Below are 13,425 nucleotides of genomic sequence, written 5' to 3' on the forward strand. Positions count from 1 at the left end.
TGGTTTCGTCCCTACCCCTACTATTCTTTCTATCTAGTAGGTTCTTAATGTGCTATACAATCAACCAACTTTATTGCCTTCGAGCAGTATTGTATAGAATAAATCAGAGATGTAATGATTACATCTCTGATTTTTTATAGGTATAGGATCATTTAGCAAGAATTTGTTCTGTAAGGCTGCAAACTTGGTGCGCTAATTATCTTGAGCTTACAGCACCTATAACTTCAGAACGCTTTGATCGCTTTCTGCTTTTCCGCTTCATGCTTGTTCATATAGCAAAGATGTATCACTCATCTCTCTGCCATATGTGGAATGAGATTAGAACTGATAACCCCCTTCTAAGCGAATTTCAAAATTGTCTCCACTCATCCCTAAACGCGATCGCCAAGCGAAGCCCCGGGTGGAACGATTTCTCAAGATAATGCCATAAGAGAACGCAGATTCTCGACTAACTAGGCTTTCTGTCGATCGATAATTTTGAATATATAAACCCGCTGACCAAATTGCACTCAAGCGTTGGAGTGCCTCGAAGCCCGAGAAAAACTGATCACTGAGTTCGAGCGAAGAACGAAATTCTAAGCCGCTCTTAAATCTAAGTTGTCCCTCAAAGAATCCAGCAGGCTCTACGCGATCGCGACTATAACTCAAGAAAAAGCCTGGTGTAAGAGAGTAGTTCAGATCGTCTTGCTGTCGAGCATAGGTATAGCTCAAGTTCAAATAAGCCGGATTGGAAGAATTTGGCACGCTACTCCAAGACAGTCGAAACGATGGAATCAGATTCACAACTGCTTTCGGCTTTCCATTAGCACCATTGATAACGCGAGTATCAATGTGATTCACCAAGGAGTTTAAGTAAAGTCCAACCGTTGGCTCAGGATCGCCTACATTGTTTGTTGCAACATCAAACGCAGCATCCCCATTCAGGTTAAACCAAACGCCAGAATTGACAGCATAGTTCCATTTTCCTGAAGACCCCGACACCATTGCTTCGACAGCAGGCAGAAAAAGATATCCTTCAAATCGATTCACGCGAGTTTTGCTGCGCCCGATTTGGCTCAATTCAATACGATCGAACGCAATATCCGACGATCGAATCCCAATCGGAACAACAGTGTAATCTGGCGAAGACGACGAGAAATCTTGCACAAACTCTTGACCATCAGGAGATTGAATCACCACTTGTGTTGCAGACGATCGATTTGGTGTCAGTCCAGTTAAGCTCGACGGTACTGGCGTACCAATAAAAGATAATTGACCAAAGTCCCGATTAGAGAGTTCTAATCGGGAAAAATAAGTTTCTCCTGGAATCCAAGTGCTTTCAGTCTGCAAAAAACGAGCAATACGGCGTTGATTGCCGACCCGAATCTGAAAAAGATCAGCATGTCCCGGAGTAATGGTGCTCGGGAACGTGATCGTTCCTGAAATCTGTCTGATTCCACTGGTTGTATTGGCATAGTATAAGCCGCGGTTGAGGCGCTGGTTAATCGCACTTCTCTGATTCGAGGTTGCTTGAGTGACAATGCCAGAAAACGGTTCACGGCGATCGTAGCGATCGCGGCTTTCTTCTAAGCTTTGGGTTAGCTCTTTCGGTCGAACGAAGCTAAAGACTCCTCCCAACAATAAGCCTAAGCTAGAATTCAACGATTGCAGATCATTCACCTTACCCTTTTTCATGGAAAAAGAGATAGAAAAGCCAGGATTTGCAAACACATTCGTATAGGTCGCTTGAGGACGAGTTGCATCGTATTGCAGTAGCGTGCGATTGTGGGGCTGATTCAGCGACAAACGATGCCAAAATCGATCGTCAGCTTCAGTAATTTTCGTGCGTAAAATTTGAGGAGGTCTCTGTCCCAGTGGAATCCAGAATAAGGAATTGAAATATGCTAAATTTCGTTCGCTTAAATTCAAGCTTGGATTGACCAAAATATTGAGTAAATCAAGATTGTCAAACTTTCCCAATTGTCCAATCTTGATTCCAGGCAGAGAACTCATGATTGGGGCTGTGGATTCCCCTTCTCCAGTAACCGGATTTTTCCAGCCAATTCTTGCAGCTTCTAGAGCCGATTGCGGGATTTTTGCACCGACAAATAAGCCTTCTGCTTCAAGGAGCGGTTGTAGATTACTCGTCGGGTATGCCTGAAGAATCAAAGGAGCATTTTCTGGCTCTAAAAACTGAAATAGTGAGCTTCCACCGTTGGCAGTGTTACTAGAGCCAGTTCCAGGAGATGGAGGCGGGGCGATACGAACCGCTGTCGGACTTAGATTTGGATTATTAATGACGACAGGAGCTGCCGCCACTCCGGGTGGATTATTGATTTCACCTGAAATCGTTTGAATTGTAAACTGGCTCGTATCCGTCTTTCCGTACAAATCCCGAAACGGCTGCGGCAAAGACCAAACAGCTTGTAATCCCCAGAGTGCTTGCGTTAATTTAATACGCTGCTCGATTTCAACTATTCTTTCTTGCCCTTGATAGTCAATTCCCGCTTGCCAACCTCGTGTTTCGATCACAACTCGATTCTTCGGCAAGACCCAGTAAAACTGGTCTGACTTGGGAAAGTGCGCAAAGTCAAACTCTCGAATGAGAAGCTGATCATCGCGATATTGAGCATCAATATCTGTATAGTTTTCAGTCTTTGCCGGGGTGAATGAAGTCGTCGATTCAAGCAAGTTACTCGCTGGATTGACCACCCAGGGCAAGCGATTCGAGCTATTCCCGATCGCGTTTAAGATAATCGCATCGAGTAATTTTTTAGAAACGTCTGGATCGGCGATCGCAGGTTTTGGAAGCTCTGGAGGTTTCGGTTCTGGAGGTTTTGATTCTGGAGGTTGAGCGGGTTGCTGAATCTCTGGCGCATCTGGGTCTTTGGGGAGCGGGACAATGATCTCGCTAGGTGTTGGATTAATGGTTTGGGCAATGACTACCGGGTCTGGTGCTAAGTTCTCCTTGGGCAGATTCGATAGAGTCTCGGCTGTACTTTCTATCGGCTTTGTCAAATCGATTTTGAGATTAGAAGCAGCGATCGCGCTTTTTAGAGAGAGAAGATTGATCAGCAGGCTGACGGATATAGAAAGAAAGTACGAATAGCGCTGCATAACTTGATTCAATCAACAGAGAGAACAAAAAAATCCGCTCAATTCCCCATAACCTAAAAGGCTGAGAAGTTTAGCCCAGAAGGTTTCAAGTTAAAACTCGGAAAGCTCCTAGATTTTACGTAGGTACTTACTGAGCTTTACTGAAATGTGAAATCCATTCATATAGTGCTCCGTACATTCAGATCTCGTTAACTGGAGCATCTACGGAATTTATTTGCGTTCGTGAAAAAGTATTTAGCTGTTGTGCGTGTTAATACTTGTTAAAGCTAGTTTGTTGAGAAGCTGATAAAAGTTATTCCTGATTTAGCGTTGCTTATCTGTATAAACAGTGAAGCCGCCGACATCTACAAGACATCGGCGGCTCCAAAAATCAGAATCAATGATTGTTCAGCGAATTGGCTTAAACAGAAGTGGCTGAGCTTTCATCACTCGGTTGCACTGGGGGATTCTGCACTGGGGGATTCAAAGAGAACATGACTCGCGATAAACCACTCGCAGCAACACTCGCACCCACAACGGTTCCCAAGAGCCAAGGTGCATCAAACGGGTATTGCAGCAGAATGTAGATCCCTAAGCCCAACGTGACGATCGCATTTCCGAGTAACCAGAACCAATTCTTTTGCTCACGCAGCTTGAACGCTAAAATCGTTTCAAACGTCCCTTCACTGACTAAGAATCCGCCTAGGAGTAGCGTCAAAGTCAGAACACCCGTCAAGGGCGCGACCAGCAACGTAATCCCGGTTGCAATGTACAAAGCACTCAAGAGAATTTTCCAAATAAACCCACCTTGTTCACGCGTTTGAATTGCATAAACTAACTTAGTAAATCCGGCTGCAATCACAATCAAAGCAAGCCAAGTCTCAGTCACGATCGTCGAAAAGACTGGAGCAGCGATCGCACCTAATCCCAAAGCAATGAGTAACACGCCTATCCAAAGTCCGCTGTTTCTACTTTTTGTCTCAATCGCGGTCGTCATAATTTTTTCTCCGGTTATACAGCCGTAAGAATAGAAAATCGTGACCCGGATTGATAAGCCCCTCAAGACAGAGAGCGAAATCGAAAGATAGATTTCTCTCGAAATCCCTCTAGAGTATGACTGATTGTCAGTAAATAAAAGTAACTATAGGTAGCAAGAAGCACAAAATGTAAAGTGAGGACTCAGGCTGTGTTAAGACGTAAGGTGCGTCGAATCTTAGCAGTTGACGATGTGTTGGACAATCTATTGCTGCTGCAGGTCTTTTTAGAAGCAGAAGGCTTTGAAGTTGAAGTCGCAGAGAGTGGAATTGCAGCTTTGCAGCAGCTTCAGCAAACTTGCCCAGATCTAGTTCTGCTAGATGTCATGATGCCTGGCATGAATGGATTGGAAGTGACTGAGAGAATTCGATCACGCAATTGCACCTTACCAATCTTATTAGTTTCTGCCCACGATAAGACCCAAGTGCAGCCTGGATTAGATGCTGGAGCAAATGGATATGTGCAGAAACCCATTGACTTTCTGACTTTACTAGAGCGGATTAATGCCTTAACCGCATAGCGAAAGAGACGTTCCATCGAAACGTCTCTAAGCGGTAATTCGATTCATCTAGAGGGATTGAACTATTGAACAAGACCTGTTCTCAGTGCCCGCACTGCAACTTGGGTACGATCATCCGCACAAAGCTTATTCAAAATGTTGCGGACATGGGTTTTAACTGTTCCGACAGTGATATAGAGCTTTTCGGCAATTTGCGCATTACTACAGCCATCGACAATCAGCTTGAGGACTTCAAGTTCTCGCTCAGTGAGTGGATAAGCAGGAACTAGATCTTCGTCTGCTAGACGATTAATTGAAATCGTGGCAGGTTCGGGAGAATGTTGATTTGAACTATAAACTTTTTGAGTTTGATGTAGAACAACGCGTGCGATCGCGGGATCAATCCAAGCATTTCCGCCGGCTGTGGTCTGAATCGCCTGCGCCAACTTATCGATGCTGGCATCTTTCATACAATAAGAATCCGCGCCTGCCGCAAACGCAGCTAAGACCGTATCTTCGCTATCCTGCATCGTCATGATCAGAATGCGAGTATTTGGACATTCGCCGGATGCTTGAGCTTGCTTAAATTGCTGAGTCAGCTCAATGCCAGTGAAGTCAGGCAAGCCAATATCTACGATCGCGACATCAGGCTGGGCTGTCTTGACTAACTTCAAGCCTGACTTAGCATCCCGCGCATCACCAATCACCTCAAACCCTTCGCGCTGTTGCAGAGCGGCTCGAATCCCAACACGGGTTAGATCGTGGTCTTCAATCAAAATGACTCGAATCATACCTACCGCCAAGCCTCATTTCTTAATCGTATATTGGACATCACAGACTGTGAGGATTCTACGAATTTCTATCAGTGAAGCAATCTTAAGGCGTATAGAGTAAGTGCCGGATCTATCTTGAGTGGTCTCTCTCCGCAATCGAGGCTCTACCCTTGGAGAGAGAAGCGATCGAAACATTGAGTCAACATCGAATCCTTGAGATTACTGAGTAAAAACTGCAACTTTACCCGGATTCGGCGTTAAACTCTGAGAAAATTTACTAAAGATAGCACGATTTTCTCACTTCGCTGCCATCTAATCTGCAAATGAACAATATTTCTGTCAATAATAGAGGCTGAATCTTTTGTCAGTTCATCAAAGCTTTATCAAACCTAGTCATAATTCCTGATGACCCCTACTACGCCTAACCCTGTCTTTCGTCATCCTCAGAAAACGCTCGATCGTGCTGCTCGTGCAGTTCGGTGTGCGCCTTTTCGACTCAAACTCTATGCTTTGATGCTGGATCAAAGTGTTGCGCTCAGTGCCTTGATTGGCATCCCTGGGACTCGAAATCAATTGACAAAGCGGATGCTTTCTGAACTGAGTGCGGATGGTGAAATGCTCTGGCTGATTCAAGTTGGACTGCTGCGGCGGGAAGTCGATGGGCAAGGACTGACGGATCGGTTTCGCTTGACTCCACTAGGACGGCAACTGGTCTCGCAATGGCAATCCGTCGGTGGGTTTGGCAAGGCAAATTTGCGCGATCGCATTTTGAATACGTTAAACCGTTGGCTGCGCTTGCCCGTTTAGAACACATAATTAGACCCGATACTCGATTCATTCCCCGGAGGTGACCCAATGAAAGCAGTCATGGTTGTAGGAACGACTTCCCATGCAGGCAAATCAATGATCGCAACAGCCTTGTGCCGAATTCTCACACGCAAGGGGTTTCGAGTGGCTCCCTTCAAGGGACAAAACATGGCGCTCAATTCTTATGTCACGGCAAATGGCGGTGAGATTGGCTATGCTCAAGCGGTGCAGGCTTGGGCAGCGGGAATTCAGCCTTGGGTTGAGATGAATCCAATTCTCTTGAAGCCGCAAGGCGATATGACCTCGCAAGTGGTATTAAAAGGGCGAGTGATTGGACGGACAACGGCAGCAGATTATTATGAGCAGTTTTTTGAACCGGGCTGGACGGCGATCGAAGAATCGCTCAGACGCATCTCTGAAGAATTTGATCTCGTCGTCTGTGAAGGGGCAGGGAGTCCAGCTGAAATTAATCTCAAACACCGCGACTTAACGAATATGCGGGTTGCGAAGCATTTAAACGCACCGACGATTCTTGTCGCCGATATCGATCGCGGTGGAGTCTTCGCGCATGTGGTTGGAACTTTGGAATTACTCGATCCAGATGAGCGAGCTTTGATTAAAGGCATTGTCATTAATAAATTTCGCGGACAGCGATCGCTGCTCGATTCGGGCATTGAGTGGCTCGAGCAGAAAACCGGGATTCCGGTGATTGGGGTGATTCCGTGGCTGGATCAAGTGTTTCCGGCAGAAGATTCGTTGTCTTTGTTCGATCGCAGTTCCTCAAACCCGAAAGGCGATTTAACGATCGGGGTCGTTCGTCTGCCGCGGATTTCCAATTTTACGGATTTTGATCCCCTAGAAGCTGAACCCTCAGTGAATGTGAAATATCTGCATCCTAAGCAATCGTTAGGGCATCCGGATGCCGTGATTATTCCAGGATCGAAAACCACGATCGCGGATCTGATCGCACTGCATAAAACTGGAATGGCAGAAGAGATTCAAAACTATGTCGCAGCAGGTGGAACCGTTCTTGGCATCTGTGGCGGTTTCCAAATGCTCGGTAAGATTTTGGCTGACCCGGAAGGCATTGAAGGGCAGGAAGGGCGATATCGCGGCTTAGGATTGCTTCCTCTGAAAACGGTGATTGCAGGTCAGAAAGTGGCGCGTCAGCGGAATGTCACCTCGAATTTTCCTCAAGACGGCTTGCCTGTGTCAGGCTACGAGATTCATCAAGGTCGAACTCGCTTGATTGAATCAGAAGAAGGCACACAAGCGCTGTTTGATGATCCAAACTTGGGAGTGGTCGATGAGTCTCAATCGGTTTGGGGCACGTATTTGCACGGAATTTTCGATAATGGTCCGTGGCGGCGGGCTTGGTTAAATCGTTTGCGGCAACAGCGAGGACTGCGATCGCTACCGACCGGGGTTGCCAACTATCGAGAACAACGGGAAATCATGTTGGATCAATTGGCAGATGCGATCGAGCCGCATCTGAATTTGAAACCGATTTTACCCTAGAAAAAAAACAAGCGCATCAGATACTCTGCATGCGCTCTTATCCCTAACCCTTTCGGTGCAACGTACCCGTTTGTCCTTGATTCATACAGTAGAGGCAAAATCTACTAAACTCGTTAGCGTTTAGATATTCTTTAGAATTTTGTGATGAGTGTTAGCATCCGATTCCTTCCTGATGATGTCACTGTTGATGCAGAAGTTGGTGAACCGCTTTTGCAAGTTGCCGATCGTGCAGGGGTTTCAATCCCGACAGGTTGCCTGATGGGTTCATGCCATGCCTGCGAAGTCGAACTCGATAACGGCGAAACCGTGCGGAGTTGTATCTCTTCGATTCCACCCGGACAAGACTGCATCACGGTCAATCTCTTTTTCGATCCGACTTGGTGACGCAAGTTTGAAATCAAGATGCGGCTTAGTCCCCGAATCTCTGCAAGTTGCGTGACCAATTTGTGCGGATACCCTGCTGGCAAGAACTCTGTGACTTCGGATTTTCTTCAGTGGTCAAGATGAGGCTTCGCGGCTAAAAGATCTAAATTCGAGGCGATCGCCTTTTCAATACGATGCTTGGCATCTGAGAGAGCCGAATTCAATGCGATCGCTTTTTCGAAACTCTCAACTGCTTCTGCATCTCGTCCTGCTCGGCTCAACGAAATCCCGCGACTGTACCAAATCTTGTCGTTCTTCGGATTGAGGCTTAGGGCTGTGTTGTAGCTTGCAATTGCCATCTCACTCTTGCCTAAATGCTCTAGCGCTTTTCCACGTCGATACCAAACCTCATCGACATCGGGATTCAGCGCGATCGCTTGATCAAAACTCTCGATCGCTGCTTCATAGCGGTTAGCTTTTCCCAAGGCGAATCCTCGGCTACTCCATGCCTCGTAAAACCGTGGTTTATATCGAATCGCTTGGTCGTAATGCGCGATCGCCTCCTCATATCGCCCCAATTTCTGGCAAGCTCCGCCCAAGTTGTACCAAGCCTCGTAAAACTCAGGCTTGAGTTTTAATGCTTGCTGATAATCTTCGATGGCTCGCTCATACTGGCAGAGTGCATCGAAGGTATTGCCTCGGTTGTACCAAGCCTCGATTGAATTCGGCTTCAGCGCTAGGGTTTGAGTATAGCTCTCGATCGCACGTTCATGTCGGCCGGCACGATGGAACGCATTTGCCTGGTTGTACCAAACCTCATAAAGGTCAGGACGAATTTCCAGCACTTGTGCATAGCTAGAGAGCGCTTCTTCATATCGTCCTAGCCGATAGTACAGATTCCCTAAATTATAATGAGCCGAAGAAAAATGAGGACGATTGAGCAGGGCTTGGCGATAGCTGTCGATCGCGTCTTCAAATCGGTTCAGTTGGGTGAGAACAATGCCCCGGTTGTACCAAGCCTTTGTATAGTTGGGTCGCCGTTTTAAGGTTTCCTCGTAGCTGTGAAGCGCTTCATACGTTGAGCCTAGTTTCAAGAGCGCATTGGCGCGGTTATACCATGCCTTAAAGTTCGTTGGAAGAAGCCTAATGGCTTGGTCATAACTGGAGATGGCTTCAGCATGGCGATCGAGTTGGGAAAGCGCCATGCCTTGCATATTCCAAGCCGGTTCAAAATCCGATTTGAGTAAGATGGATTCTTTCAAGCTCTCGATCGCTTTGTCGTAGCGTTGCAGCCCATAGAGCGCTTTACCTCGCTCAAACCAAACTTCGGACAGGCTCGGCTGACGCTGTAAAACCTTATCGAATTGAGCGATCGCATCGTCGTAAAGCCCGGCTTTACTCAACCGACGTGCTTGCCGCAGATAGAATTCGACTTGAGGATCAACAGGATCAGGCATGATTCCGAGTAGAGAATTGGAGTGCTCTACTCAGTATTGACATTTCCAGCAGAGAAACACAGCGTCTGCAAGGTTTGCTGAATGCCATGTCCCCTCAATGCTTGCCGTTGATTCTGCTTGCCCACAGGCTCAAATCTTAACTCTCAGGTTCAGGCACGATCGAATCCATCGGATACCGACCTCTGGGAATGTCAAACGCAGTCGGTCGCCAAGGCGATGGAATTTTGTTCAGAACGCTCACTCGACGTTTTCGACGATGTTCATCCAGCAGATCTTCATACAGCGCTTCGACCTGGGCAATATTGCGGCTCAGGGTGTAACGTTCTTCAACTCGTTGCCGCGCTTTTTGCCCCAACATTCTTGTCCAGCTTGAATGATCTCTCAACTGAGGCAGTAAGGCTCGCAACTGAGAAGTCACTCGCTGCGTCTCTAGCACAATTCCCGCTTCGTCTTCTAACACTTCACCATCGGCTCCTGCATCCGTTGCCACACATGCAACTCCGCAAGCCATCGCTTCCAGTAAAGACAGCGATAAGCCCTCAACTAGCGACGGCAGGATAAACACATCTGTGCTGCGCAGAATATTAATGCGATCGCGCTCATCTGCTAAAAAGCCGAGCCATTTAATTCCCTGTTCTTCGCCATAAAACGGAATCAGCGAAGCCGCTAAGGTTCCATGATTGCCCACAATCACGAGCTGGCTATCCTCGCCCATATTTGCCTGTTTCCAAGCTTTGAGCAGCGATTCTACATTCTTCTCCGGTGCAATCCGACCTTGATAGAGAAAGAGCCGTTTCGCGCCAAGTTGAGCTTTGAAAGAAGACGCACCTGGAGAATATCTTTCAATATCAACTCCATTGGGAATCACGGCAATTCGTTCCTGCGGAACGCCCAGTTTAATTAATAAATCCCTTTGAATTCGCGAGAAGATAATGACGCGATCGTACTTGGCAAGCGACGGCGCATACAGCTGATACATCAGATGTTGCGTGCCTGATGTGAAATTGCGAAGTTTGCGATCGAATGCCGGATGAAAGGTTGCAACAAGCGGCAGATTCAACTCCTGGCAAATTTCCGGCAGCATGAAATCTAGCGGAGAAAGCGTCAGCGATGCATGTACGATATCCGGTTTAGGAGAGAGATCCCGCAGAGCTTTTTCTAGAACTTTGGCAGATTTTAGAGTCGGAATTGTATAGATCTGGGATTTATATAAAAATGGAATTTGAATTTCTCTTAAATCCGGAAAATTATCAGGACTGGCTTCCTCCTGGGCAAAGTGGAAAAAACTGACCTGATGTTCCCGGTCTAGCAAAGCATTCGTAACTTCTCGACTGTAGGTAACATTGCCGCAAAATGGCGTTTTCTTGCCAAGCCAAGCGATGTGCATTGTAGTTTGTAATAGAGGCTAGGGAATCAGCGAGGGCGAAGAGTATTAGAAACAACTCGTCTCTAGGTATTAAGGCTTATTCTTCAGTCCCATCGGTGGTATGAGCAATATACCAGGTTAAAGATCCTCCTGCGATCGTCAACGCGGCAAGGGCTAAAAACACAGCCCGTAATCCAAATAGAGTCTCAGAAACTCCCGCTAAGACCAACGGTAGAGATAATGCAATATTCACGGCATTGTTCTGCAATCCGAACACTTTCCCGCGCATGTCTTCTGGCGTTTCTTGCTGAATCGTTGTTTGCATGGGAATGCCAACGAATGCGGCAAAGGCACCCAACGCCGCTAAAAGTCCCAAGGTAATCCAGAGATGAGAATAGAAAAATGCAATCCCAACAAGGGAACCTGCAATTCCAATTGACCCAATTGTGCCGAGTCTCGCATGAGCAAATCGCTGTCCGAAGCTCCCCAGTAACGCGGCTCCTGCTGCCATCCCTACTCCGCCTGCCGCAAGCAAAAATCCAAATTGCGAGGATTTAATTTCAGGCATGACTTCCGCTAAGCGGACGGCTAAGACGGCTAAAGCCGCAAAAATCGAGAACAAAATGACCAACTGGATTAATGCACCTCGAACATGGGCATGATTTTTGAGGAATCGCAGCCCGTCTTTGATATCTTCCCAAACATGAGGTTGTTCTTGAGAGGAAATGTCTTGGGTTTTCTCGTTTGTGTGCATGAGTAAAAGCAGAACACCCGCGATCGCATATCCTCCTCCCACCAACAATTCTTTGCCAAAATCCGTGCCTCCCCCAAACCAACTCGCGACCGTATCCGCTAAGGCTAATAGGGGTTCTCCGACAGCAAAGCCGACAATCACAGATGCCATTGCAGTCGTGGTGTAAAGCGAATTTGCAGAGAGCAGATGCCGCTTTTCTACCACAAGCGGCATGATCGACTGCTCGGCTGGTGCAAAGAACTGGGTCAGCGTTGACACTAAGAATGTAATGCCGAGCAGCAAGCAGAATCCAACGGGTAACCCTTGAAAGGTTGTCCAACCCTTGGTCAGCCAAAGCGCGATCGGCAAGATGAAAACCAGTGCGCCCCTGAGAAGATTAGTCGCGACGAGGACTCCTTTTTTTGACCAGCGATCGACATAAACTCCGGCGATCGAACCAAAGAGGATTGCTGGAATCGTAAAGGCAATCATGATCGACGACACCCAGCCACTAATCGTCTGCCCTTCTGATTGAAATCGACTCGCAATCAGCGCAATCATCAACACCAGATAAACTTTATCGGAAAGTTGAGAAAAGACTTGTCCTGACCAGAGCGTGAGAAACGCGCGATTTTTTAGAACAGGAGCAAATCCTTGTTCTACTTCTTCTGGAGGTTTCGGCTCGACAGGCTTATCTTCTGATATGTATTTCTTAGAACCATTGCCATTTGATTCTGGAGAAAAATTTTCCTTGGGCATCGGCGATCGCCCATTCCCAGTCGGTGGCTGAGAGCGAAACGGTTCCGAACTTGGACGGGAATTCAAGCCGATCGCATCTTTATCTAACGGAGAGGACATGAGAACGTAATCATCAGAAGGGGAGGGTCGCATCATGGTTTCGGCATCGAATCGGGTGCAAAACAACTCTCAATCAGCGCAGCAGATCGAATCGGTTGATCGAAATGATACTGAGCATACTGACGGAGCAACTTTTCTAGGATCAACCAGGTCGTCGTCGGAAACTGGTCAGGTTCAGGAGAGTCAGCTTGGGGAAGCTGTTGAAGGGCGGCCAGTTCAGGGGCGTGAAGCGGCACATTGAGGGAACGCGACGAGAAGAATTTACGGGGGAAATCGGTGACTGTCGTCTGCGACGAAGTTGAGGATTCTACTCGATATTCTCCCACAGGTGACTGGACTCGGTGACGTGGAGCTTGTTCTTCAATAATGCGATCGAGTTCATCAAGTTTGACCACACCGCCAGCGGCTCCACTAAATCCACAGACTGGATCAAGTTGGTCGAAGGCCTCGATTGTGGCTCCCGTCACTGAGCACTGATACACTTGGGGAGCAATTCCCGCGATCGCGAGAAGTTGATAAATCGCGTGAATCAAGCGGGGGAGAACCTCAGAATCCGTGGCTTGCTCAATTCTCCCGAGATGTTCATTGAAGAGATAAAACAAGTCTTCCTGAGGCTGTTCACTTAAAGCTTGCTGCAGCACCAGTTCTGCTAAATATTGTCCTGAAGTTAATTTCTTCAAGTTCCGCGCCAATCCCGGATAAGATTCGAGCGTTTCGGCTTGCGTAATCTTGTCGAGCGATCGACCTTTCGCAAACAGGAGTTGATTGACAACGAACAATCCACTCCGTCCGCCCAATTTAGAATTCTGCTTACGTGCTCCCATTGCCACCGCACGCAGTAGCCCAAACTCTTTCGTCAGAATCGTGACAATCCGATCTGATTCACCGAGAGGCATCGCTTTGAGATTGATCCCGATCGCTTTGTAAGTTCGACTCATGTA

11 protein-coding genes are annotated in these 13,425 nt (G+C 47.2%); 4 read left to right on the top strand and 7 right to left on the bottom strand.

The genetic code is table 11. The features are described from left to right. Positions 1-318 precede the first annotated feature (318 nt). Together ACMUEV_RS11760 and ACMUEV_RS11765 are read right to left on the bottom strand one after the other, a co-directional pair. Positions 319-3,096, bottom strand: a complete 2,778-nt coding sequence (locus ACMUEV_RS11760) for a hypothetical protein (RefSeq protein WP_190652074.1) — start codon at positions 3,094-3,096, stop codon at positions 319-321. A 400-nt stretch (positions 3,097-3,496) separates the two neighbouring features. Next, positions 3,497-4,072, bottom strand: coding sequence for an HdeD family acid-resistance protein (locus ACMUEV_RS11765; RefSeq protein ID WP_017288902.1), 576 nt, complete (start codon positions 4,070-4,072; stop codon positions 3,497-3,499). Positions 4,073-4,261: 189 nt separating this feature from the next. Here ACMUEV_RS11765 and ACMUEV_RS11770 point away from each other — a divergent pair, with 189 nt between their 5' ends. Then, a complete protein-coding gene (locus ACMUEV_RS11770; RefSeq protein ID WP_036044694.1) occupies positions 4,262-4,630 on the top strand; it encodes a response regulator transcription factor in 369 nt (122 codons plus the stop codon). A 62-nt stretch (positions 4,631-4,692) separates the two neighbouring features. Here ACMUEV_RS11770 and ACMUEV_RS11775 read toward each other — a convergent pair whose 3' ends face one another. Continuing rightward, positions 4,693-5,400 (bottom strand): response regulator, encoded by a 708-nt coding sequence (locus ACMUEV_RS11775; protein ID WP_017288900.1) that lies wholly within the window; start codon positions 5,398-5,400, stop codon positions 4,693-4,695. 387 nt (positions 5,401-5,787) lie between these two features. Here ACMUEV_RS11775 and ACMUEV_RS11780 point away from each other — a divergent pair, with 387 nt between their 5' ends. The 3 genes from ACMUEV_RS11780 (at position 5,788) to ACMUEV_RS11790 (ending at position 8,091) form a co-directional block, all read left to right on the top strand. Beyond that, positions 5,788-6,189 (top strand): Npun_F0494 family protein, encoded by a 402-nt coding sequence (locus ACMUEV_RS11780; protein WP_017288899.1) that lies wholly within the window; start codon positions 5,788-5,790, stop codon positions 6,187-6,189. Positions 6,190-6,237: 48 nt separating this feature from the next. Further along, positions 6,238-7,707 carry a cobyric acid synthase CobQ gene (cobQ, locus tag ACMUEV_RS11785; RefSeq protein WP_017288898.1) on the top strand — a complete coding sequence of 490 codons (1,470 nt, stop codon included), beginning with the start codon at positions 6,238-6,240 and terminating at the stop codon, positions 7,705-7,707. A 144-nt stretch (positions 7,708-7,851) separates the two neighbouring features. Then, on the top strand, positions 7,852-8,091 hold the full coding sequence (locus ACMUEV_RS11790; protein ID WP_017288897.1) for a 2Fe-2S iron-sulfur cluster-binding protein: 240 nt from the start codon (positions 7,852-7,854) through the stop codon (positions 8,089-8,091). Positions 8,092-8,198: 107 nt separating this feature from the next. On the opposite strand, the gene ACMUEV_RS11795 is transcribed toward ACMUEV_RS11790, so the two are convergent. From ACMUEV_RS11795 to recO, 4 genes are all read right to left on the bottom strand, one after another. Further along, the gene (locus tag ACMUEV_RS11795; RefSeq protein ID WP_190652073.1) at positions 8,199-9,527 is read right to left on the bottom strand and encodes a tetratricopeptide repeat protein; all 1,329 of its coding nucleotides are present in this window, start codon (positions 9,525-9,527) and stop codon (positions 8,199-8,201) included. Between the two features lie 136 nt (positions 9,528-9,663). Continuing rightward, positions 9,664-10,914, bottom strand: a complete 1,251-nt coding sequence (locus ACMUEV_RS11800) for a glycosyltransferase family 4 protein (protein ID WP_190652072.1) — start codon at positions 10,912-10,914, stop codon at positions 9,664-9,666. A gap of 76 nt (positions 10,915-10,990) precedes the next feature. Next, entirely contained in the window at positions 10,991-12,484 is a 1,494-nt protein-coding gene (locus tag ACMUEV_RS11805) for an MFS transporter (RefSeq protein ID WP_415354769.1), read from the bottom strand. Positions 12,485-12,516: 32 nt separating this feature from the next. Next, the gene (gene recO / locus ACMUEV_RS11810; RefSeq protein WP_017288893.1) at positions 12,517-13,422 is read right to left on the bottom strand and encodes a DNA repair protein RecO; all 906 of its coding nucleotides are present in this window, start codon (positions 13,420-13,422) and stop codon (positions 12,517-12,519) included. Between the last annotated feature and the right edge of the window lie 3 nt (positions 13,423-13,425).

It is taken from the genome of Leptolyngbya sp. FACHB-1624 (assembly GCF_047649235.1).
Classification (GTDB): domain Bacteria; phylum Cyanobacteriota; class Cyanobacteriia; order Leptolyngbyales; family Leptolyngbyaceae; genus Leptolyngbya; species Leptolyngbya boryana.